Raw genomic sequence first — 21,970 nt, forward strand, 5'->3', positions numbered from 1 at the left:
CCCGCGCCCAGCGCGACGATCTGGTCGTTCTTTCTTCACGAGGACCGCAGCGATTCACGCCGCGCGACGTCGCGCCAGGACGGCCCGCGAGGCGGATCGCGATCCGCCTCGAGGGCTGCGGACGAGGCATCACGTGTCGCGGCCGTCGCGGCCGTACCGCTGCCCGCCCGGCGTTCTTCATGCGCGACCAAGGCCGCCGCAATCGCTGCGAGTCGGATCGATTCCCGATCCGTGGCTGGCGCCGTCAGCACGGGCAGGTTCTGTTCGAGCCATTGAATACTGATATCGCCACGTTGGAAATCCGGATGATCCATTACGCGCAGATGAAAGCTGCGTGACGTCTCGACGCCATCGATCGTGAGTTCGCGCAACGCGCGTCGCATGCGTGAGATGGCGAGTGCGCGCGTCGGCGCGTGCACGATCAGCTTCGCCAGCATCGGATCGTAGTGAAGGCCAATCTCACTGCCCGACTCGATGCCGCCGTCCCACCGCACTCCGGGGCCGGTCGGCAGATGCAGGTACTCGATGCGGCCGGTGCTGGGCAGAAAGCCGTTTGACGGATCCTCACTCGTGATCCGACATTCCATGGCCCAGCCGCGCGGCGCAAAGTCCTTTTGCGCGAACGGCAGCGCCTCGCCGGCGGCCACGCGAATCTGCCACTGCACCAGATCAAGCCCCATCACGAGTTCCGTCACGGGATGCTCGACCTGAATGCGCGTATTCATCTCGAGGAAGTAGTACTGCCCATCCTTGTCGAGCAGGAACTCGCACGTACCGGCATTCACGTAGCCGGCCGCGCGCGCCGCCGCCACGGCCGTCGCACCCATCCGCGCGCGAAGCTCGGGCGACACGGCGACACTGGGTGCTTCTTCGATCATCTTTTGGTGACGACGCTGCACCGAGCATTCCCGCTCGCCGAGATGGAGGACGTTGCCGTGCGTGTCGGCCAGTATCTGAATCTCGACGTGGCGCGGGCCTTCGATGTACTTCTCGATGTACACGGCATCGTCACCGAACGCGTTCTGCGCTTCGCGCTTGGCTGACGCGAGCGCGTCGGCCAGTTCGGAAGCCGCGCGTACAATGCGCATGCCTTTGCCACCGCCACCAGCGGCGGCCTTGAGCAGTACCGGGAATCCGAACGTTTCGGCAATGGCGATGGCTTCGTCGGCGTCGCGCACGCTTTCCGTCGTGCCCGGCACGACCGGCACGCCGGCCGAGATCACCAGCTGACGCGCCGCGGTCTTCGATCCCATCGCGTCAATCGCTTCGGCCGGTGGTCCGATGAATACGAGGCCGGCGTCGCGCACCGCCCGCGCGAACCACGCCCGTTCGGAGAGGAAGCCGTACCCAGGATGAATCGCCTGCGCGCCGCTGCGAAGCGCAACCTCGATAAGTCGCTCGCCGACCAGATAGCTCTGACTCGACGGCGGCGGACCAACGAGCACGGCCTCATCGGCCTCGCGCACGTGCGGCGCGCGGGCATCGGCTTCGGAATACACCGCGACCGTCTGCACGCCGAGTTCCTGACAGGCGCGGATCACGCGCAGCGCAATCTCTCCGCGATTGGCCACCAGCACTTTGCTGAACATCGGCGGCCTCACAGGGGGAGGTTTCCGTGCTTCTTCGGCGGATTGCGATCGCGCTTGCCGCGCAGCGCATCAAGCGCGTCGATCAGCCGTGGACGCGTGTCGCGCGGATCGATGACATCGTCCACATAGCCGCGTGCCGCCGCGTTGTACGGGTTCGCGAACTTCTCCGTGTACTCGGCCACGCGCGCGTCCATCGCCGCCTGCGGATCACTCGCCTCGGCAATCTCCTTCTTGTAGAGAATTTCCACGGCGCCCTTGGGGCCCATCACGGCAATTTCCGCCGTGGGCCAGGCCACGTTGTAATCGCCGCGAATGTGCTTTGAACTCATGACGTCGTAGGCGCCACCATATGCCTTGCGCGTGATCACCGTGAGCTTGGGCACGGTCGCTTCGCAGTAGGCGTACAGCAACTTCGCGCCGTGCTTGATGATGCCACCGTGCTCCTGCGTTACACCAGGCAGGAACCCGGGAACGTCTTCGAACGTCACGAGCGGGATATTGAAACAGTCGCAGAAGCGGACGAAACGCGCCGCCTTCAGCGACGCGTTGATGTCGAGCACACCGGCCAGCACGGCCGGCTGGTTCGCCACGATCCCGACGCTGTAGCCGCCCAGATGCGCGAAGCCGATGAGGATGTTACCCGCGTAGTCCGGCTGCACTTCATAGAACTCGCCGTCGTCCACGATGCGCCCAATGACTTCGTGCATGTCGTACGGTTTGTTCGGATTGTCCGGGATCACGTCGAGCAGCGACTCTTCGCGTCGATCGCGAGGATCGCGTCCGGATCCACGTGGCGGATCGTCCACGTTATTCGACGGCACGAAGCGGAACAGCTCCCGAATCTGCTGCAGGCAAGCCAACTCCGAATCGCAGGCGAAATGCGCAACCCCGCTCGTCCCCGCGTGCGTGTCGGCGCCACCGAGTTGCTCCATCGTGACGTCTTCGTGCGTCACCGTCTTCACGACATTTGGTCCGGTCACGAACATGTAGCTCGTGCCGCGCACCATGTAGATGAAGTCGGTGATTGCCGGTGAATACACGGCACCGCCCGCACACGGTCCGAGGATGGCCGAGATCTGCGGCACCACGCCCGACGCCATGGTGTTGCGCAAGAAGATGTCGGCGTATCCGCCGAGCGACACGACACCCTCCTGAATGCGTGCGCCGCCCGAGTCGTTCAGACCGATGACCGGGGCGCCGTTTCGCACTGCGAGATCCATGATCTTGCAGATCTTCGCGGCGTGTGCTTCAGACAGCGAGCCGCCGAAGACCGTGAAATCCTGCGAAAAGACGTAGACGATCCGGCCTTCGATCCGCCCGTGACCGGCCACGACGCCGTCACCGTAAATCGGTGCCTCGCCGTCGGCGAGCGAACGGGACGTAACGAACCGGTCGATCTCGACGAAGGTTCCCTCGTCGAGCAGGACATCGAGACGCTCGCGGGCGGAGAGCTTACCCTTGGCGTGTTGAGCGGCGAGGCGAACGGCGCCGCCTCCCTGTTCGGAGGCATCGCGGGCGATGGCCAACCGCTCGAGCTTCTGGCGCATGGTCGAAGACTGTGACATGGCGCGGGAAGCTAGCGCGTAATCACAGAAAAACGAGGAGCCGATCCCCGATAGGGGACCGGCTCCTCGACCTTCCAGGGATGGACCGTTACGGCTTGTAGATGATCGGGAGCACAACCTTGGTCTTCACGGCTGCGCCATTCAATTTGCCAGGCTGAAAGTCGAGCCTGGCGACAACCTTCTTCGCGGCTTCACCCAGCGCGGTCTGCGTCGCGTCGACCACTTCGACGCTACCCGCTTCAACCTTGCCCTTGCTGTCAACGACGAACTGCAGTTCGACCATGCCGCCCACACCACGGCTCTTGAGATCGGCCGGATAGGACTCGGAGATCAAACGGGCCGCCTGCACCGCCGACGAGAGTTTCGGCGGATTGGTCAGCTCGGAGATGGGATACACCTTGTCGTCCTGGGCCGCGGCGGTACGAGCGAACGGACCGGCGAACAGGAGCGTCGCAATAGCAGGGATCAGGGAGCGGCGAAGGGTCAGCGACATGGAAGCGATTCTCGGGTGCGAGATGATGGGCATTCGTTATGCTATCGGCCCCGTCATCGGGGCGATGAGCCATTGCCTCGTCGCCACGCGTGGCGCGCGGCTCGAATCGGCACCCCCTTTCTATCGGTCCATGGTCCCGGACTCTGAAGCGTTCCTCACAAATTCTGCTAGTTCCGTCACACCCCCGGCCCTCGCGGCTCGGGCAGCCCATAGGCTAAGCTTTCGCATGCTGTTTCGTGACGCGGCGTGTGTGACGGGCTTCACCTTGCTGCCGTCCTTGAACACTATTCGTATTACGTGACGCACCGAGTCATCCAGTCGAGTTTGCTGGAACGCGGTTTGCACTGATGCGGTGCCATTGAAGCCTTCCCTTGCCGACGCTCCCACACCCGCCATGGCCGAATTCCTCGATCTTCACGACGATCCCTCTGTCCGCCGCGTGCTGTATCTCGGCGCCATCCTTCTGGTCGCCGTTCCGTTTCTCCAGGCGGGGTCGCAGCTGTGGCCGCTGCAGCTGAGTAACATTCAGTGGCGCTTCGGCGCAGCGAACGCCCTTTCGAGTGTGCTCCTGCTTCCTTATTTGGGCATGACGCTGCTGGTCCTCATGTCGCGTGCGCTCGACAGTCGGGCGTTGGCCCGCACGGTTGGCGTGACCGCGGCCGTGTTCACGCTCGGCCTGCTGGGCTCACTGGCGCTCTTCGCCCTTGACGCCCTGCAGCTCAAGAAGATCGTGAACTCGGCGATGATGAACACCTTCAATACGACCTCGGTGCGAGTGGGTCTGGTGACTACGCTGTTTCTGATCGCGTTTTCGCTGATGGCGCTTGCGTGCTTCAAGACGCCGCGGACCAGCAAGGCGGCACCCGCGAGAAAGGGCGAAAAGCAGGCGGAAGAAGGCGTCGGCTTGATCGTAGGCCGGTAACGACCGCGCGGGGGCTACCCGCCCCTGCTGCCCGGCAGATCGAATGAGAAGCCTCGGGTGCTCTGCACTCGGGGGCTTCATCGTTTTGCGGCTGTGACGGGCTGTGCGCGGCTTCAGCGGTCGATTTGAGCCGAGGCGTGCGTTGGACCTGTCACAACCTCGGCAATCGGCGAGCGATCACCCGATCCTCGACCGCGCGGATTTAGTCGTGGCGGGACTCGTGCGAGGCGCCTGAATCACAACTGCGACGTGGCTGGACCAATTATGAAGTGTTGTTCACCTGCCACACTCGCCCGCGACAAGTCTGGCGAGCTGATCTTCAAGATGGGGATGAATCGCGACTTCTCTCGAGAAAAGGCGGGATTCAAGCGGGTGGCGTGCTCTTCATCACTGGCATGAAGACTGCCTCATGTGAGGGGAGACGGAAATCCTCCCCTCACTCCCCGGCGCGCAGCGCAAGGTGACTATGAAAAAGATTTCGATGGCAGTCGGCGCAGCGATCGCGCTGGCGGGTGTTACGGCTCCGGCACAGGCGCAAATCACCGCGGTGAACGGCATCAACGCCTGTTTCTCCGGACAGACGGCCGGCAGCGTGGCCGGGTGTAATTCCAACTCGACGTCATGGACCATTCCCAACGACAAGTTCATGTTTGATCGCGCGCCCGACATTCAAGGACAGGGCACTTCAAGCCAAAAGGGAATCTCCTTTTCCGGAAACACGTCCAACGTGTTCAACCTCGGCTGGTTCCGCCTCGACAATGGATCGGACTGGACGACGACGGCAAATCAGACCGCGAAGCTTACCTTCGACCTTTACTTGAACAACAGCGCCAGTGTCGGCGTCTCGTACAACGCATTGACCGTGAATTGGCTGTATCAAGGGAATCAAGACGAGCGGTACAAGTTCACCGGAGCAGGTTGGTCAAGCGCCTTCACTGTCGGTGCTGAACAGTTCGAGTTCGCCGTCGTGGGTTACGATTGGCCGCACCCGGGTAGTTCGTCAGAGTATTGCTCGAGCTATGACGCGGTTCCGACTGCAGCGAGTGCAAACAGCAACTCCGGTTCCTACAAAGATGCGACCAGCGGTGCCATCGGCGGTAAGCTCTGTGGCCAGTTCCGTAGGGTCTCGTCCCCCAACATCCAGACCGTTCCCGAGCCGTCGACCTACGCCCTCATGGGCGCTGGCCTTCTCGGCATTTTCGGATTCGCACGTCGCCGCAACCGTAACGCGTAACACTACGAGCTGAGCGAAGTCGTGCACAGAAGCCCCGTCGCAAGGCGGGGCTTTCTGCATCCCGCCGCGTGGCAACGCCCGAATACACGAAGGCCCCGGCATCGCTGCCGGGGCCTTCGTCCTTCTGCTCACCGCGTGCGGTTTACAGTCCGATCTCGTCTTCGGAGCTATGCACCTTGCTCGGCTCGGCCGGCTTGGGCGGCTGCTCTTCCGGGACCGACGTCACTGCCAGCACGATACGGCGGTGGATGGGATCCACCTCCAACACGCGCATCACCAGGTTCATCGTTTCCCACGCGAAGTCGGCCGGGTTCGTGACCGTGCCTTCGGGGTTGAGCTGGCTCACCGGAACGAAGCCTTCGATGTCGTTGCCGAGATCGACGACTACGCCCTTGTCCATCAGGCGGACAACCTTGCCCGGAAGCTCGGTGCCGACCGGATACGTCTCACCGATGCGAAGCCACGGATCTTCCTCGGCCTGCTTGAGGCCGAGCGAGATGCGCTTGTTTTCGCTGTCGATGTTGAGGATCACCACGTCCACCGCGTCGCCCTTCTTCACGACTTCCGACGGATGCTGGACGCGCTTGGTCCAGGACATATCGGAGATGTGAATGAGGCCGTCGATGCCCGGCTCGATTTCGACGAACGCGCCGAACGAGGTCAGGTTGCGGACCTTGCCGTTGATACGCGTGCCGACCGGGTACTTGAGCGGCAGGATAACCCACGGATCCTGCTCGGTCTGCTTCATACCCAGCGAAATCTTCTCTTCGGTCTCGTCGACCTTGAGCACCACCGCCTCGATCGCTTCGCCGATCGACACGATCTTCGACGGGTGGCGAACGTTGCGCGTCCAGCTCATTTCAGAGATATGGACGAGGCCTTCAATGCCCGGCTCGAGCTCGATGAACGCGCCGTAGTTCGTGATCGACACGACCTTGCCGTTCACGCGCGTGCCGACCGGGTACTTGGCCGCCACGTCCTTCCACGGGTAACTCTGGAGCTGCTTGAGGCCGAGCGAGATGCGCTCGCGCTCCCAATCGATATCCAGGACCTTGATCTCGAGCTCCATGCCGATCTGGACCATCTCGCTCGGATGCGAGATACGGCCCCACGACATGTCCGTGATGTGCAACAGGCCGTCCACGCCACCGAGATCGATGAATGCACCGAAGTCCGTGATGTTCTTGACGACGCCCTTCCGCACCTGATCCTTCGAGAGCTCCTTCATGAGCTTCTCGCGCTTGCCGGCGCGTTCCTGCTCGAGGATCACACGACGCGACACCACGATGTTGCGGCGACGCTTGTTGAGCTTGATGATCTTGAACTCGTACTTGTGCCCGAGCAGCTCGTCGATGTTCGGCACGCGACGGAGCGCGATCTGCGAACCCGGAAGGAATGCATCGACGCCCATGAGGTCGACGACCACGCCACCCTTGATCTTCTTGACGAGCGTGCCTTCGACCGGCATGTCGCTCTCGTAGGCCACGCGGATGCGCTCCCACACGCGCATGAAGTCGGCCTTCTTCTTGGACAGGACGACAGATCCTTCCTGGTCCTCGAGGTGCTCGAGGAGCACTTCGACTTCGTCGCCGACCTTGAGGTCGGGCATGTCCTTGAACTCTTCGAGCGGGATCGTCCCTTCGGACTTGAAGCCGATATCCAGGACGACCAGGTTCTCGCGAATCTCAAGAACGTGCGCCTTGACGATCTCACCTTCTTCGATCGACGCCAGCGTGCCGTTGTACAGCTCCAACATCCGCTCGTATTCGTCGGACGTGAACTCGTCTTCTTCGTAGAGTTCCGGGCGACGGTTCGCGAGGGGGCGGAGCTGGCTCTTCTGCAAGTCGCGCTTTTCGCGCGGCGTGAGCTTATTGTGCGCCGGCTCCGCGTCGAGTTCGTCCATGTCCGCGTTGAGGGCGGCGTTCAGCTCGGCGGCGAGCTCAGGGCTCAGTTCAGTGCTCATACTTGTGGGTATCTCCGAATCGCGGAACTGCACTCGCCGCGCCGAGATGAGGGTGGAACGGATTAACAGCGGGAACCCAGAAACGTAGAGGGATCAAGCCCCGGCGGCAATGGGGTCCCCGTTCCGTCTCACGGCGACCGCGCGCTCAGTGCCCGCGCAGCCGGTCCCGGGTGGCCTTGGCGAGCGCCACAATTCGCTCTACCTGCTCTTCCTGCGTCACGGTCGTGGTGTCGATCGTGATGGCATCCCGCGCCGGGGCGCTCTGAGCCGCGTCGAGGGCGTCCCGGGCCACGAGCGCCTCGGTCTCCTCAGCGATCTCGGCGTCATTCGGTCGGCGGCCGAGCCGCTGAATGAGCCGGCGTCGCGCGCGCTCCCAAGGATCGGCGACCAGAAACACCTTGAGCGCCGCCGTCGGAAACACCGCCGTGCCGATATCCCGACCATCGACCACGACATCGGTGGCCGCGCCAGCCGCCCGAACCTGATCGTTGACCCAGTGTCGAACCGCCGCCATCTGCGCCACGCGTGACACCTGCCGGGTGACCGGCGCGTCACGCATGGCCTCGTCCTGCACGGTGCCGTCGACCACCGGCAGCACCGACCGTTCCGTCAGGCGCCAGGTAATCCGGTATGCCTGCGCCAGTACGGCCTCCGGCGTCCACTGGTCCGGGGCCACGCCGGTGCCGAGCGCCAAGAGCGTGACCGCACGGTAGAACGCCCCGGAATCGACGTGATGCACGTTCAGGAGCTGCGCGACCCACTGTGCCGTGGAGCTCTTGCCGCTGGCCGCCGGCCCGTCGATGGCGATGACCAACGGCCTCGGGCCGCCGGGGGGCGATGGCGCTTGGTCGGCGTTCGCGGTGGCCGGGCCAATCGCCTGCGCAAGATCACGCCAGAACGTCGGATACGATACCGACACACAACCGGGATCATCGATGGTGATGCGATTTCCTGGGATCGCGCCCAGAATTCCGAAGGCCATGGCCAGTCGGTGATCGCCATGCGTGACCACATGTCCGGACAATGACGCCTGCGACCCGACGATGCGCATGCCGTCGGGGAGCTCCTCGGCGTCCACGCCAAGTCGGCGCAAGTTCTCGACCACGGCGCGAATCCGATCACTTTCCTTCACGCGCAGTTCGCCGGCATCGGTGATGCGCGTTTCGCCCACGGCCCGCGCCGCGACACAGGCCAGCATCGGCAACTCGTCGATACACCGCGGAATTTCCGCACCGCCGATCGACGTCGCCCGCAGCAACGCCGGAAACACCACGAGCGTACCGATCGACTCGCCGCCGATCGTCCGCGCCTCCTCGGTGTCGATCCGCACGCCCATGCGCCGCAGCACGTCGAAGGCACCGGTGCGCGTCGGATTGAGGCACACATTCTCGAGGCGCAGCTCCCCTTCGTCGGCGAGTGCGGCCAGTGCGGCGAAAAACGTCGCCGACGACGGATCGGAGGGAACCACGACATCGACCGCCGTGAGTGTCTGCCCCGGTGGGAGCATTACACCGTCGTCGGAGACGGCCAGCTGCACACCACGTGCGATCAGCATGCGTTCCGAGTGATCACGCGAGCGCTGCGGCTCCTGCACCGTAACGCCCGACCCAGAGGCGAGTCCGGCGAGCATCAGCGCCCCCTTCACCTGCGCACTGGCGTGCGTATTCACAAAGGTGATCGCCGAGAGCGGCATGCCATGCACGCGCATCGGCAACCCATCATGTCCACTCGCGCCTTCAAAGTCGACTCGCGCGCCCATCTGCGTGAGCGGCGCGGCGATACGGCGCATGGGGCGACGACTCAGGCTCGCGTCGCCCTCGAAGCGCGCGACACGACCGGCGAGTCCGGCTACGAGTCCGGCGATCAACCGGGTCGTGGTACCGCTGTTGCCGCAGTCGAGTGCGGACTCGGGCGAATGCAACGCCTCGACACCACGTCCCTGCACCACAAAGTCGTCGCTGAGTGCCGGAATGTCTGCGCCCATGGCGCGCAAGGCGCCGGCCGTAGCGTGCACGTCGGCCGACGCGAGGATGTCGCGAATACGGGTGGGACCGCTCGCCATGGCGGCGAAGATCAGCGACCGATGGCTGATCGACTTGTCACCCGGAGCGCGGATGATACCGCGTACCGCCAATGGCGAGCGGGACGTGCTCACCGCAACCACGCCTCGAGCGCGGTCGCGGCGTCGGTCTTGTCGTCGCGGTACTTCACGATCACGGGCGTCTGCAGCGACAGCCCCTGCGCCTCGCCGAACGCCGAGCTGACGCGACGCGCACCGGGCACGACCACCGCGCCTTCGGGAATGATCAACGGCTGGTCGGCGGTGGCGCGGTGCACTGTTTCTTTCACGAGGTCGTACACCGGCGTGCCGCGCGTGAGAATCACGCCGGCGCCCAGCACAGCTTTCGCCCGCACCACGGTGCCTTCGTACACCCCGCAGTTTCCGCCGACGATCACATCGTCCTCGATGACGACGGGGGACGCGTTGATCGGCTCCAGCACGCCGCCGATCTGCGCCGCCGCACTCAGGTGCACCCGCTCGCCGATCTGCGCGCATGATCCAACCAGGGCGTGCGAATCGACCATCGTGCCGCGACCGACATATGCACCGACGTTGATGTACATCGGCGGCATGCAGACGACGTTCGGCGCGAGGTACGCACCACGCCGCACCGTGGAACCACCGGGCACGATGCGCACCTGATTCTCGACGCGGAACTCACGCGTGGGATACGTGTGCTTGTCGAGGAAGTGGAACGGCGCCTGCCCTGGCATCTCGATCACACGACCGATGCGGAAGCCGAGGAGGATGGCGCGCTTCACCCACGGCACCGCGTGCCATGTCCCGTCTGCGTCGCGCCGCGCCGCTCGAATCTCACCGCGCTCCATCAGCGCCAATGCGTGATCGAACAGCGTCTGCGCGTCGGACGGTAGTGCCGCGCCGCCATCGAGCAGGTGCGGATCGTTGAAGCGCGATTCGAGATCGGTCAGCGAGAAGGCCATGAGAACAGAATCGGGTAGAAGTGAAGATCGACGGGTGCGACGTTACGCCGCGAGGGCGCCGGCCTGCACGAGCGCCGCGCGAAGCAGTGGGTGGTGTGTCGCGAGCAGCGGAACCAGCGGCAGGCGCAGCTGGTTCCGCATACGTCCCATCATCGCGAGCATCGCCTTTGCCGGAATGGGATTCGACTCGATAAAGGCGGCATGCGTGACCGGCGCCAGCACGGCATCGAGACGCCGAGCGTCCGCCAGATCGCCACGCGCCATTGCCTCGCAGAGAGCCGACATCACGGCCGGAACAACATTGGAAATCACCGAGATGACGCCGTCGCCTCCATGCGCCATGACACTGAGCGTGAGCCCGTCGTCGCCGGACAGCACGGCGAAATGCTCGGGTCGTTCACGAAGGATCTGCGTGATCTGCGCAAGGTTGCCCGATGCTTCCTTCACGGCGACGAAGCGCGGATCTGCCGCGAGTTCCAGACAGCTGCTGGCCTCGAGATTGATCGCCGTGCGACCGGGCACGTTGTAGATCACGATCGGCAGGTCGCACGCGTCGGCGATGGCGCGGAAGTGCGCGAGCATCGCACGCTGCGGCGGCCTGTTGTACATCGGCGTGACATGCAACAGGTGCGTGGCACCGATCGATTTCATCTCGAGCGACGTCGCGATCGCGCGCTGCGTATCGTTCGAGCCGGCGCCGGCAATCACCGGCACGCGCCCGTTCACTTGCTCCACGGTGATCTCGACCACGCGACGATGCTCCGCCGGCGCGAGCGTGACCGCCTCCCCCGTCGAGCCGCACGGTATCACCATGTGCACCCCTTCCGTGACCTGCCACTCGACAAATGCCCGGAGGGACACTTCGTCGATGGAACCATCCGCCAGGAATGGCGTGACGAGTGCGGTACCGCACCCGAAGAGCCGCTGCGCCATCGTCGTTCCGCGCTGAGAGGTCAGGACATCGCCTGGCTCGATGCCAGGACGTCACGCATCGTGTACACCCCGGGCGCGCGCGCGCCCGCGAGCCACCGGGCTGCCGTAAGCGCGCCGTCGGCGAACACGCGCCTATCGCGCGCCTCATGCACGAGACGAATCTGCTCGAAGGGAGCATCGAAGATGATCTCGTGCGTGCCCGGCACCGAGCCGGTGCGGACGCTGGTGATCGGCACCTCACGCCCGAGCCCCTCGCGCAAACGGTCGGCGATGGCGATGCCGGTTCCCGAGGGCGCATCGAGCTTCGCCATGTGGTGCGTCTCGATCACGTGCGCGTCGAACCCAGACACCTGTCGCGCGCGTTGGGCCGCGTCTTCCGCCATCGCGAGAAACAGCTGCACGCCGATGCTGAAGTTTGGCGACCACAGGGCGGCACACTGTGCCTCACGCGCCGCGGCCTCGACCGCCGGCAATTGCGCCGACCATCCGGTGGTGCCGATGACCACAGGGCACCGCACACCAAGCAGCACGATGGCGTTGGCTACCGACGACTCCGGCGTCGTAAACTCGATGGCGACCTGCGCGCCGTGCAGATCGGCGGCCGTGATCCCGTTCGACATCTCAGCCGCATCAAGGCGAGCCACGACCGTGCAGCCCCGCTCGGGAGCCAGCGCGTCAAGCGCGTGCCCCATGCGTCCCATGCCGATCAGCGCCACGCGCACCGGCAGACCGACGGTCGGTGCGCCGACTGTGGATGGGATGCTCATGACGACCGCTCGAAGAATGCGGCGTGCAGTCGCTGCATGGCCGGCACTACCTGCTCGTCGTCGATCACCAGTGTGAAGTTGATACCGGTGGCACTGAGCGACGCCATGTACACCGGAATCGGTCCGAGGGCGATCAGCGCGTCGGCGATCGCCCGGCTGCCGTCGGCAATCCCGGCGCCGACAATGGCCACGATGCCGCTACGACGTTCCACCGCCACGTCGCCGAACGCCGCGAGATCCTGCAGAATGGCGCCAAGATTCGTGGCATCGTCGAGCGTCACCGACACCGACACTTCTGAGGTCGTCACCACGTCAACGGAGGTGCGATGCGTTTCGAACACCTCGAACACACGACGCAGGAAGCCCGGTGCCAGCAGCATGCGCGAGGAGCGAAGCTTCACGAGCGTCGTGCTGCGCTTGCCCGCGATCGCACGCACAGGAAGTCGGGGGGCGTCGAATGCGATCATGGTACCCTTCCCTTCCGGCTTGCGCGAATTGAACACGAACACCGGGATACCACGCTGCACCGCCGGCGCAATCGTGGCGGGATGCAGCACTTTCGCGCCGAACGCGGCAAGTTCCGCCGCCTCGTCGAAGCTGATCCGCTCGATCAGCTGCGCACCGGGAATGACACGCGGATCGGCCGTCAACATGCCGTCCACGTCCGTCCAGATCTCGATCGCCGTCGCGTCGATGGCCGCCCCGATCAGCGACGCCGTATAGTCCGACCCACCGCGGCCCAGCGTCGTGGTCACGCGCCCGGGTGCCGACCCGACAAAGCCGCCCATCACAGGAATCTTTCCCTGCTGCAGGAGCGGGAGGAGATGTTCCTGCGTCGCGAGCGCGATGGCCTCGACATCGGGCTCGGCGCGCGTGAAAAAATCGTTTGTCTTCATCACATCGCGCGCATCGATCCAGACGGACGGATACCCACGCTGTCGGAATGCCGCGGCGACGATCTGCGACGAGAGCAGCTCGCCGATCGCCGCCACCGTATCGAGTGAGCGCGGCGTGAGATAACCCAGCGTCCGGAAGGCTTCCGCCAGATGCGCCAGCTCATCGAAGCTGGCGCTGATCTCGAGGGCCAACTCGACGGCTTCCGGCGCACCGCCCAGCAGCGCCTGTACCTCGCGCAAATGGCGATCGCGTAGCTGTTCGACCAGCTGCAGCGCGCCGAGCAACTCACCACCCGCCGCCTTGTGCGCGACATCGAGCAGGACGTTGGTGGCGCCACCCAGCGCCGAGACCACCACCACTGGACCGCTGGACTGCTTGCTGACGATGACGTCGACCACGCGGTTGATCGCGGCGGCATCGGCCACCGAGGTGCCGCCGAACTTGGCGACGATCACGACGCGACCAGCCCGTCGAGCTGACCGGTGGTCACCAATAGTTCGGCGTTGAGTATCGATCCGCCGGCGGCACCACGCACCACGTTGTGCGCCATGGCGACGAGTCGCAGGTCGAACAGCGTGTCCGCGCGCACGCGGCCAATAGTCACGGCCATGCCGTTGCCGGCGTTGACATCGCGACGCGCTTGCGGCCTATCCTGCTCGTCGCGCACGATCAGGGCCGGCACTGGCGCCGACGGCAGTCCCTGCACGGCGGAGAAGCCCTTCCAGGAGCGCAACGTCTCGAGGGCTTGCTCCGGCGTTGGCGCGCGTTCGAAGGCGACCGACATGCACACGGTGTGGCCGTGTTCAACCGCGACGCGGTTGGCATGCGCACTCGTTACGATGGGCGCGGATACGATCGTCTCGCCGTTGTACGTGCCGAGCAGCTTCACGAGTTCCGTCTCGATCTTCGGCTCTTCATCGCCAATGTACGGAATGACGTTGCCAAGGATGTCGAGCGACGGCACGCCCGGATACCCGGCGCCCGACACGGCTTGCATGGTGGTGATAAACACCTTCGTGACACCGAACGCCGCATGCAACGGCGCCAGCGCCAGTGCCGCGACGGTGACCGCGCAGTTCGCGTTGGTGACGATGCCTCCGGGCCATCCGCGGTTGGCGCGCTGCTGGGTGAGCAGCTCGAGGTGATCCCCGTTCACTTCGGGAATCACGAGCGGCACGTCGGATTCCATCCGGTAGTTCTTCGCGTTGCTGAGCACGAGCCGCCCTGCGGCCGCAAAGGCAGCCTCCACCTCACCGGCGACCGACGAGTCGAGCGCAGAGAACACGATTGGCGCGCTCACCTGCTCCGGCGTGCACGCTTTCACCTCGAGACCAGCGACCGCCGATGGCATCGTGCCTTCGAGCCAACGGGTCGCGGTGGCGTACGATTTGCCGGCGCTGCGCTCCGAAGCTGCGACTTCGACGAGATCGAACCAGGGGTGGCCTTCGAGCAGGCGGATGAAGGCCTGGCCGACGGCGCCGGTCGCGCCGAGAACGGCGACCGGCCAGCGTGTCACGGGCGTGTTCATGCGAGCAGAGTGCGGACGATTCGTTCGTAAGCGCCGACGGACGCTTCGAGTTCCACCACATCGATGTATTCGATGGGCGTGTGGGCCACGTGGATGGATCCCGGGCCGAACAACAGCGGCGTCCCCCAGCGATCGAGTAGCGGGATGTCGCTCGTGTATGCAACGGGCATCACCTCGAAGCCGTTGAGCACGTGGAAATACTGCGCAGGGATGTGCGAGCCCCAGATCAACTCGGCGCGTGTGCCTGCCCACTCGGTGAACGCCTGCTTCACCGGGGCAATGTCGCCAACGAGGCGAATCATGATCTCGGCTTCAGCGAGTCCCGGGACGATGTTGGCCTCGGTGCCCGCGCGCAGGACGCCGATGTTGTAGGTGGTCTCGCCGAGAATGGGATCGACGGGAAGCTCCAGATCGCGCAGTTGCGGGAGCAGATCGAGCAGCGGTTCGAGCGCGCTGCTGCCCAAGTGCGCATAGGCGGAGTGCGCCTCGCGTCCGCGCACCCGCACGATGACGCGCTGCGCGCCTTTGCAACCCGACGCGAGCTTGCTCTCAGTCGGCTCGCCATTCACCAGGAATCTGCTGGTGGCTGGCAGGCGGTTCGCGGCGCGCGCGCCTGGCGACCCTTTCTCCTCACCGACCACGAAGAGCAAGTCGACGCGCTCCTCGCCTGCATCGGCTAATCGCTGGGCGGCGATCATCATGGCCGCCGCGATGCCTTTCGCATCGGAGGACCCGCGACCGTAGAGCCGATTGCCCTCGAGTCGAGGCGGTACGTAGGGCGGAACGGTGTCGAGGTGCGTGGAGAGCGTCACCCCGCCACCGCGGAGGGTGGCCCAGACATTCGAGCGACCCGGCTCGACTTCCTGGAGTGACACGTTCCAGCCACGCGCGATGAGCCAGCGCGCGACGAGATCCACCGCGTCCCGTTCGCGGCCGGTGGTGGATTCGACGGAGAGTAATTCGGTAGCGAGCGTGACGACGTCGGACATAGCCGAAACATACAATCGACGCCGCTCGCCTCCTACTGCATGAACTCGGCGATCGTCTTAGACAGCGTCGCGTCGTCCATGTCGTCGTCCCAGCCCGGGGCCACCAGTGCAATCACCCGCTCGGCCCCTGAGTTGCACTCGATCGCCACCGTGTCGGCGGGGAGCGCCGAGGCCGCGTCGCGCTGATCGACCGGCACTTCCGGCAATTCGAGGCAAATCCATGTGGTACCGCGCGGGTCGCGCACTGTTCGCATCTGGGCTCCAGGCCATTGGGAGTACTCGGTCTACGCGAAAATCTCGCACGGGCGACGACATACAGCGCGCGTGAGAGTGACGACGGCAACGTACCCGGAGCGGGACTCGAACCCGCACGCCTTTGTGAGGCAGGAGATTTTAAGTCTCACGCGTCTACCGGTTTCGCCATCCGGGTATCGCGCCGTCGTCGGCTCCCCGTCGCAGTACGACCGCACTGCGATCGTACTGCGCGGGTGATCCTCAGAGCTTAGTGCGCCCGGCGGTGCAACGCAAAACGGGAACGCCGAAGCGCTCCCGTTTTACGACACTGCAGGGTGCCGTGTGCACCAGCAACACCGATCAGAGCGGGAAACGGGACTCGAACCCGCGACCCCAACCTTGGCAAGGTTGTGCTCTACCAACTGAGCTATTCCCGCACAGACCGGATTTTAGCAGGGTGGCCTGACGCGGACAAGCGGCGCGAGGCAATCACGCCCGAAGTCCCAGTGCGTGTGCGGCGTACCAGACGGTGTGAGCCAGGAGTCCGGCCAGCGCGGCGTCACCGCCATTGCTGAGCGCACGTCCCTCGGCATCCACGAATTCGGCGGCGATCCCGTTGTCGAGGGGTGCCCGACGGAGCCACGCCAACACCTCCTGTGCCTCCGGGCCCAGTAGACGCGCGATCTGCGGTAACAGCGCCGTCGCTTCGGGAGCGGCACCCTCGGCGCGCAGCGCGCGGACCGAGCGGCGATACAGCGAATCATCCCGATCGAGGGCTTCGTAGAGCGGTAACCAGAGCAACGAGCCGACGGCATCGTCGTCGAGCGACGCGTTGCCCGTGAGGTCGACTGCGACGGCCAGCCGCGCCTTCTCACCGCGATCGACGGCAAAATGCCGTCGGATGGCCGCGCGTACGGCGGCCGGGTCTTCGACGCCCGCCGCCGCTTCCTCGTCGAGGGTCCGGCGAAACACATCCAAGGCGAGGGCAACGACCGCGTTCCCGTGCAACGTGAAGGGATACTTGGCGGGCGCGCCCGAGGGCATCACTTCGGTGGAATACAGCGGAACCCGTTCATCGCGGCGCGCCGTGATGTCCTCCGATGCGAGATACAACGTATCCGCGACGACAGGATCCTCCACGATCTGGTCGTCCTCCGAGTCGCGGATGTAGCGATCGGTGGCAATGGCAAACGCCGCCGGCCCCTCAATGCTGAATCCCGGCTGAAACAGTGTGCCGTCGATGTAATGCACGCCCTGACCGGGGGCGTAGCCATGCAGCTCGCAGGCGCGCACCAACAGTTCACGCGCCAAGCCCGTATCGGCCAACTGGACCGCGGGGAGCGTCCACATCAGCGCTTCCCAGTCGCGAACCGTGCAGCCCATCGAGTGCCAGGGAGCCCGCGACCGCACGAGGTAATAGTGTGCATCATCGAGGCCGCGCCCCACGCCGTAGAAGTACGCGAACAGCAAATTCCGGTTTACGATGCGATCCATCACATCGCTGCCGGTCGTCTGTTCGAGCGCCGACAGCGCTTCGCGGGTCGCCGTCAGCAACGCACGCCATCCGCGGCGCCGTAACACCGCAACCGTGGCCTGCGCCCCGTCACGCTCGGGGCCGACCGCAATGTAGAACGCGGCCTGCACGGCTCCATTCGCCGGCGCGATGAGTGTGCGCCGAATGGCGAACGGCCGGGAATCGCGCGAGGCTTCGGTGGGAACCTCGAGTGTCGCGGGTCCGTCGCTGCCGATCGCGATGGCGGCAAGACCCGGAATCGCCGCCCCCTCGAGCAACACCACATCATCGGGACCAATGCTGACCAGATGGTCGTCGTCGAAGGGGCGCGGGGTCCGCACGCGCTGCTGGCGATGGCCTAGTGCTCCCTCGAGCGCGATCTCCAAATCGACGTCAGTCGCCCCACGATTCTCCACGGCGAACGTGTACACGGCGCCCGCCATGTCGGCGTCGCGGCCGTACGGCGCAAAGATGGTCCCGCGCACGACCAGGGAGCCGATCGTGCAGGTGAACGTCGGCAGCCAGCCCACCGCACGCTCCCAGGCGATGCCTTCGGCCGCGAGCACACGGACATTTCCGTCCACACGCAACACCGGCCCCATGAGCGGGGTACCCTGCCCCGACATGAAATCCGGCGATCCGGCGAACTCGATCGCGGCCCGTGCTCCACGATGCAGCAGCCCGACCGCGTGAATCGCGCCGTCCGTCGGGTTGATACAAGGCAGGGTCAGCCAGTGATTTCCGGTGAGTTGCCAAGGGACAGGAGGAAGATGCACAGCACGCTCTCAAGTGACGGGACGAGGGGTTTCGTTGACGCCCCCTCTGATCAGGGCTAATCTAGCCGGTTCGGCGCACGACGCTTCCGACCGATGCCTGACGAGGGCGTCCGGCTGAGACGCGCTGCTTCACCTCGTACATGACAACTCGCCTTGGCCTTACACCGATTGCCGTCCGCGTTTCGCTTCGCCGTTTCGCTCCGCACGCTGGTCGCCTTCGGCGGTGCACTGCTGGCCGGCGCTGTCGCGCGACCGCGCTCCGTACATGCGCAGACCGTGGCGGGGCTCGGGGATGACGCGATTCCCCTGCCGAAGGGGAGCAAGCGGTTCCTGATCTCGGGGCTGTGGAATGACTGGGATGCCGTGTATGCGCCGACCGCGAGTGGCGGCACGACCACGCGGCCGCTCTTCGCGTCATTGGCCACGTCGCAGGCGGGCGTGGCGATTTTCCCCCAGCTCGTGTCCGCCGAGGCGGGCGTCCGAACGCTGACCGGCCAGTCTGCGTTCGCGCTTTCGCTTGGCGCGCTCGACGCTGCCGGCGAAGTGCGTCAGAGCATTGCCCCACTTGGTGTGAGCCTCGGACTGACGCGCCGCTTGTCGTTGCGGCTCCTCGTACCGTACGTCGAGTCGCGCGATGTGTCGCAGCTCCTGCTGAATCGCGTGGGCTCAACGGCGAATGTCGGCATAAACCCCGCGTATGCGTCGGGTACAGGCGCCGCGGCGCGTTCCGCGAACGGTGCGGTGCTGTCACAACTCGATCTGGCGCGGACGCAGCTCACCGCCGAGATCGCTCGGTGCGCATTAGGGACAGCCACCGGATGCGACGCCATCCGCGCCAACGGCGCCGCCGCGCAGTCATTGCTGATCCGCGCCGGAACAACGCGCACCACCATTGCGTCGGTGTACGGCGATGCGACGAAGGGAGGCGCGCCGGTGGTCCCGATCGATAACGGGAGCGCACAAGCCGCGGTGCGGACCACGATCGCCACCCTGCGCTCCGAGTTCGCCGCCTTGGGGATCACCAACATCGTGGAGGGAGCCGCACCCGCTGGCGCCACGACCGTCTACGGCCCGGGCGGCATGACGCGCATCGTCAGTGACACGGCGTGGAAGCTGGGCTACACCCGACTGGGCAACACCCGTCGCGCCGGTATCGGCGACATCGACCTCACGGCGTCATACCTGTTGTTCGACAGCTTTCAGGCGGATCAAGTACGTCGATTGCTGACGCCGTCGCGCGGCGTACGCAGTATGCTCACCGCCGGCTGGCGCTTTGGCACCGCGGGCGCTGACCGTACCGACGATCCGTTCGATGTGCCGATCGGCGAGGGCGCGAACGCGCTTCTGGTGCGCAGCACCACGGATCTCGTGCTGACGAAGGCCTTCTGGATGAGCACGACGGTACGTGCGGTCAAGCCGCTGTCCGACCAGATCGCTGTGGCGCTCCCCTTCCGAACCGACGCAAACGTCTTCGACGCATTCACCGTGGGAACGGCCACGCGATCCCTGGGCACCCGACTCGAGCTCGAGGTCGCACCGCGCGTGTCCATCGGACAGTTCTTCGGACTCTCCGCCGCCTATCTGGTTCGACGATGGGGGGCCGACCGGTACGAGGGCGGCGATCCAATGTCGAGCGCGACGCTCATGAGCGATGTTGCGATGCCGTCGCGCACCATGCAGGCGGCCGCATTCGGCGCGAGCTTCTCGACGCTGGCGAGCTATGTGCGCGGTCGTTCCCGCTTCCCCGCCGAAGTCATTTATTCGCACACCATTCCGGTGTCGGGCTCGGGAGGGACGGTTCCGTCGGCCACCAGCGACCGGCTCGAACTTCGGATTTATACGGGCTTTCCGCGTCGCTGACGCACCGGGGCCGCGTTTGGCGACCCGTTGCTATCCTCATCCTCACCGCGCTCCAGCAGTTCCCGCGCATGTGCCCGGCTGATCTCACGCTCGGCGTCGCCGCCCAGCATGCGCGCAATCTCGATCACGCGCGGCTCGTCGCGAACGACCGTGGTATCCGCTGTGGTGACCGTACCGATCGCGCTCTTGCGCACGACGACGTGATGATGCGCGCGAGCGGCGATCTGGGCGAGATGCGAAATGGCAAGCACCTGGTGATGCTTGGCCACCCGTCGCATGAGCGCACCGACTTGCCACGCCACCGCGCCGCCGATGCCGGCATCCACTTCGTCGAACACCAGAGTCGGCACCTGCTGCAGGCGCGCCAGCACGGTGCTGAGCGCCAGCATCACGCGCGCAAGCTCTCCGCCCGACGCGAGACGTCCCAGCGGACGCGCCTCGCCGCCGGCATTCAGCGCGGCCACGAAGGTGACCTGCTCCGCCCCGAACGCGCCGATCTGGTCGACCGGCGTGAGCACCACCTGCAAGCGTCCCTCGGGCATACCGAGTTCGGGCAATAGCTGCGTGACCGCACGGGCGAGCTGCTGCGCGCCCGACTGCCGGCGGCGCGTCAGTTCGGCCGCGGCTTCCACCAGCGCACCTTCCGCTGCCGCGCGCGCATCCGCGATGGCGGCGAGATCGAGCGTGCCGCCGTCCACCAGATCGAGTTCGGCGCGGGCCTGCGATCCCGTATCGATCACTTCCTGCAGCGTAGGCCCGTGCTTCCGCATGAGCGACAAGAGCTGATCACGACGCCGCTCCAGCGTGCGCAGCCGCGACGGATCGGCCTCGATCGACTCCGCATACGTTTCAAGCTCACGGACCAACTCATCGAGCGCGTAGACAGCGGCGTCGAAGCCGACCTGCCAGCGTCCGGTGTCAGGATCGATGCGCTCGAGCGAGACCAGCGCACGACGCACGCTCGCGAGACGCGTGAGCGCCGCGCGTTCATCACCGGAAATCGCGGTCGCGGCCTGCGCCGCTAGCGTCTGCAACTCTTCGGCGTGCGACAGGCGTCGGATCTCGCCATCGAGCGTCTCGTCTTCACCGACCACCGGATTCGCGTCATCGATCTCACGCGCAACGAAACGCAGATAGTCCGCGCGTTTGGCCGCATCCTGACGGCGCACGTCAAGCTCGCGCTCGCGGGATCGCAGCGCGCCGAGTTGCGCGAATGCGTCGGCGACGCGCGCCCGAATGTCGAGCGCGCCGGTAAAGGCGTCGAGTACATCGCGTTGATGTTCAGCATCGACCAGCTGCCGCGAGTCATGCTGTCCGAGTACGCTCACCAGCTGCGCCCCAACCTCGGCCAGCACGGCCGCGGTCACCGGTGACCCGTTGATCCACGCGCGCGATCGCCCGTTGCTGCCGATCTCGCGCTTGAGCACCAACGTGTCCTCGTCGGCGTCGATACCACGCTCGTCGAGCATCGCCCGCAACGCTGGCATGGATCCCGGCTCGAATACGCCCTCAACGGTTGCCTTGTCGGCACCGCTGCGAACGCGGTCGGTCGCGGCGCGCTCGCCCAGCAGCATGCCCAAGGCCCCGACGATGAGCGACTTCCCGGCGCCCGTCTCGCCCGTCAGCACGTTCAGCCCCGCCGCCAGCGGCAACGCCACCGTGTCGATCACCGCCACGTTGCGGATGCGCAGCTCGACGAGCATG

Annotated in this window: 17 protein-coding genes and 2 tRNA genes; 3 read left to right on the forward strand and 16 right to left on the reverse strand. The window is 65.4% G+C overall.

The genetic code is table 11. The features are described from left to right. Positions 1-35: 35 nt before the first annotated feature. The 3 genes from accC to RMP10_RS11245 form a co-directional block, all read right to left on the reverse strand. Positions 36-1,589, reverse strand: coding sequence for an acetyl-CoA carboxylase biotin carboxylase subunit (accC, locus tag RMP10_RS11235; protein WP_310570364.1), 1,554 nt, complete (start codon positions 1,587-1,589; stop codon positions 36-38). Positions 1,590-1,597: 8 nt separating this feature from the next. Further along, positions 1,598-3,154 (reverse strand): acyl-CoA carboxylase subunit beta, encoded by a 1,557-nt coding sequence (locus tag RMP10_RS11240; RefSeq protein WP_310570365.1) that lies wholly within the window; start codon positions 3,152-3,154, stop codon positions 1,598-1,600. Positions 3,155-3,242: 88 nt separating this feature from the next. Then, a complete protein-coding gene (locus RMP10_RS11245; protein WP_310570366.1) occupies positions 3,243-3,680 on the reverse strand; it encodes an energy transducer TonB in 438 nt (145 codons plus the stop codon). A gap of 361 nt (positions 3,681-4,041) precedes the next feature. Between RMP10_RS11245 and RMP10_RS11250 the strand changes: the two genes are divergently transcribed. After that, positions 4,042-4,569, forward strand: coding sequence for a hypothetical protein (locus tag RMP10_RS11250; RefSeq protein WP_310570367.1), 528 nt, complete (start codon positions 4,042-4,044; stop codon positions 4,567-4,569). 466 nt (positions 4,570-5,035) lie between these two features. Next, complete coding sequence (locus RMP10_RS11255) at positions 5,036-5,803, forward strand: PEP-CTERM sorting domain-containing protein (protein WP_310570368.1); 768 nt, start codon at positions 5,036-5,038, stop codon at positions 5,801-5,803. Between the two features lie 142 nt (positions 5,804-5,945). On the opposite strand, the gene RMP10_RS11260 is transcribed toward RMP10_RS11255, so the two are convergent. The 12 genes from RMP10_RS11260 to RMP10_RS11315 all read right to left on the reverse strand — a co-directional run bounded on the left by RMP10_RS11260 (position 5,946) and on the right by RMP10_RS11315 (position 18,406). Further along, positions 5,946-7,766, reverse strand: coding sequence for a 30S ribosomal protein S1 (locus RMP10_RS11260; RefSeq protein ID WP_309672321.1), 1,821 nt, complete (start codon positions 7,764-7,766; stop codon positions 5,946-5,948). Between the two features lie 145 nt (positions 7,767-7,911). Next, on the reverse strand, positions 7,912-9,921 hold the full coding sequence (gene aroA, locus RMP10_RS11265; RefSeq protein WP_310570369.1) for a 3-phosphoshikimate 1-carboxyvinyltransferase: 2,010 nt from the start codon (positions 9,919-9,921) through the stop codon (positions 7,912-7,914). Then, positions 9,918-10,769 (reverse strand): 2,3,4,5-tetrahydropyridine-2,6-dicarboxylate N-succinyltransferase, encoded by an 852-nt coding sequence (locus RMP10_RS11270; RefSeq protein WP_309672319.1) that lies wholly within the window; start codon positions 10,767-10,769, stop codon positions 9,918-9,920. Before RMP10_RS11270 ends, aroA begins: the two co-directional genes overlap by 4 nt. Before the next feature lie 42 nt (positions 10,770-10,811). Continuing rightward, positions 10,812-11,702 carry a 4-hydroxy-tetrahydrodipicolinate synthase gene (dapA, locus tag RMP10_RS11275; protein WP_310570370.1) on the reverse strand — a complete coding sequence of 297 codons (891 nt, stop codon included), beginning with the start codon at positions 11,700-11,702 and terminating at the stop codon, positions 10,812-10,814. A 20-nt stretch (positions 11,703-11,722) separates the two neighbouring features. Next, positions 11,723-12,469: a dihydrodipicolinate reductase C-terminal domain-containing protein gene (locus RMP10_RS11280; protein WP_310570371.1), complete on the reverse strand. Its 747-nt coding sequence runs from the start codon at positions 12,467-12,469 to the stop codon at positions 11,723-11,725. Beyond that, complete coding sequence (gene lysC, locus RMP10_RS11285; RefSeq protein ID WP_310570372.1) at positions 12,466-13,821, reverse strand: lysine-sensitive aspartokinase 3; 1,356 nt, start codon at positions 13,819-13,821, stop codon at positions 12,466-12,468. Before lysC ends, RMP10_RS11280 begins: the two co-directional genes overlap by 4 nt. Further along, positions 13,818-14,894: an aspartate-semialdehyde dehydrogenase gene (asd, locus tag RMP10_RS11290; RefSeq protein ID WP_309672315.1), complete on the reverse strand. Its 1,077-nt coding sequence runs from the start codon at positions 14,892-14,894 to the stop codon at positions 13,818-13,820. Before asd ends, lysC begins: the two co-directional genes overlap by 4 nt. Next, positions 14,891-15,883: a M20/M25/M40 family metallo-hydrolase gene (locus RMP10_RS11295; RefSeq protein WP_310570373.1), complete on the reverse strand. Its 993-nt coding sequence runs from the start codon at positions 15,881-15,883 to the stop codon at positions 14,891-14,893. The genes asd and RMP10_RS11295 overlap by 4 nt, the downstream gene beginning before the upstream one ends. Positions 15,884-15,915: 32 nt before the next feature. Next, positions 15,916-16,137, reverse strand: coding sequence for a hypothetical protein (locus RMP10_RS11300; protein WP_309672313.1), 222 nt, complete (start codon positions 16,135-16,137; stop codon positions 15,916-15,918). 91 nt (positions 16,138-16,228) lie between these two features. Continuing rightward, positions 16,229-16,313 (reverse strand) — tRNA-Leu (locus RMP10_RS11305). A 168-nt stretch (positions 16,314-16,481) separates the two neighbouring features. Continuing rightward, positions 16,482-16,554: transfer RNA gene (locus tag RMP10_RS11310), tRNA-Gly, on the reverse strand. A 52-nt stretch (positions 16,555-16,606) separates the two neighbouring features. Beyond that, positions 16,607-18,406: a hypothetical protein gene (locus RMP10_RS11315; protein WP_309672312.1), complete on the reverse strand. Its 1,800-nt coding sequence runs from the start codon at positions 18,404-18,406 to the stop codon at positions 16,607-16,609. A 168-nt stretch (positions 18,407-18,574) separates the two neighbouring features. Here RMP10_RS11315 and RMP10_RS11320 point away from each other — a divergent pair, with 168 nt between their 5' ends. Beyond that, the gene (locus RMP10_RS11320; RefSeq protein WP_310570374.1) at positions 18,575-20,266 is read left to right on the forward strand and encodes a hypothetical protein; all 1,692 of its coding nucleotides are present in this window, start codon (positions 18,575-18,577) and stop codon (positions 20,264-20,266) included. Here the strand turns inward: RMP10_RS11320 and recN are convergent. Next, entirely contained in the window at positions 20,242-21,969 is a 1,728-nt protein-coding gene (gene recN, locus RMP10_RS11325) for a DNA repair protein RecN (protein WP_310570375.1), read from the reverse strand. The genes RMP10_RS11320 and recN overlap by 25 nt on opposite strands. Between the last annotated feature and the right edge of the window lies 1 nt (position 21,970).

Origin of the sequence: Gemmatimonas sp. (genome assembly GCF_031426495.1) — a bacterium.
Taxonomy (GTDB): domain Bacteria; phylum Gemmatimonadota; class Gemmatimonadetes; order Gemmatimonadales; family Gemmatimonadaceae; genus Gemmatimonas.

Bases quoted from the DNA above. Each gene is read 5' to 3' on its own strand.
- accC (WP_310570364.1), bottom strand. From the start codon at position 1,589: ATGTTCAGCAAAGTGCTGGTGGCCAATCGCGGAGAGATTGCGCTGCGC.
- RMP10_RS11240 (WP_310570365.1), bottom strand. From the start codon at position 3,154: ATGTCACAGTCTTCGACCATGCGCCAGAAGCTCGAGCGGTTGGCCATC.
- RMP10_RS11245 (WP_310570366.1), bottom strand. From the start codon at position 3,680: ATGCCCATCATCTCGCACCCGAGAATCGCTTCCATGTCGCTGACCCTT.
- RMP10_RS11250 (WP_310570367.1), top strand. From the start codon at position 4,042: ATGGCCGAATTCCTCGATCTTCACGACGATCCCTCTGTCCGCCGCGTG.
- RMP10_RS11255 (WP_310570368.1), top strand. From the start codon at position 5,036: ATGAAAAAGATTTCGATGGCAGTCGGCGCAGCGATCGCGCTGGCGGGT.
- RMP10_RS11260 (WP_309672321.1), bottom strand. From the start codon at position 7,766: ATGAGCACTGAACTGAGCCCTGAGCTCGCCGCCGAGCTGAACGCCGCC.
- RMP10_RS11270 (WP_309672319.1), bottom strand. From the start codon at position 10,769: ATGGCCTTCTCGCTGACCGATCTCGAATCGCGCTTCAACGATCCGCAC.
- dapA (WP_310570370.1), bottom strand. From the start codon at position 11,702: ATGGCGCAGCGGCTCTTCGGGTGCGGTACCGCACTCGTCACGCCATTC.
- RMP10_RS11280 (WP_310570371.1), bottom strand. From the start codon at position 12,469: ATGAGCATCCCATCCACAGTCGGCGCACCGACCGTCGGTCTGCCGGTG.
- asd (WP_309672315.1), bottom strand. From the start codon at position 14,894: ATGAACACGCCCGTGACACGCTGGCCGGTCGCCGTTCTCGGCGCGACC.
- RMP10_RS11295 (WP_310570373.1), bottom strand. From the start codon at position 15,883: ATGTCCGACGTCGTCACGCTCGCTACCGAATTACTCTCCGTCGAATCC.
- RMP10_RS11300 (WP_309672313.1), bottom strand. From the start codon at position 16,137: ATGCGAACAGTGCGCGACCCGCGCGGTACCACATGGATTTGCCTCGAA.
- recN (WP_310570375.1), bottom strand. From the start codon at position 21,969: ATGCTCGTCGAGCTGCGCATCCGCAACGTGGCGGTGATCGACACGGTG.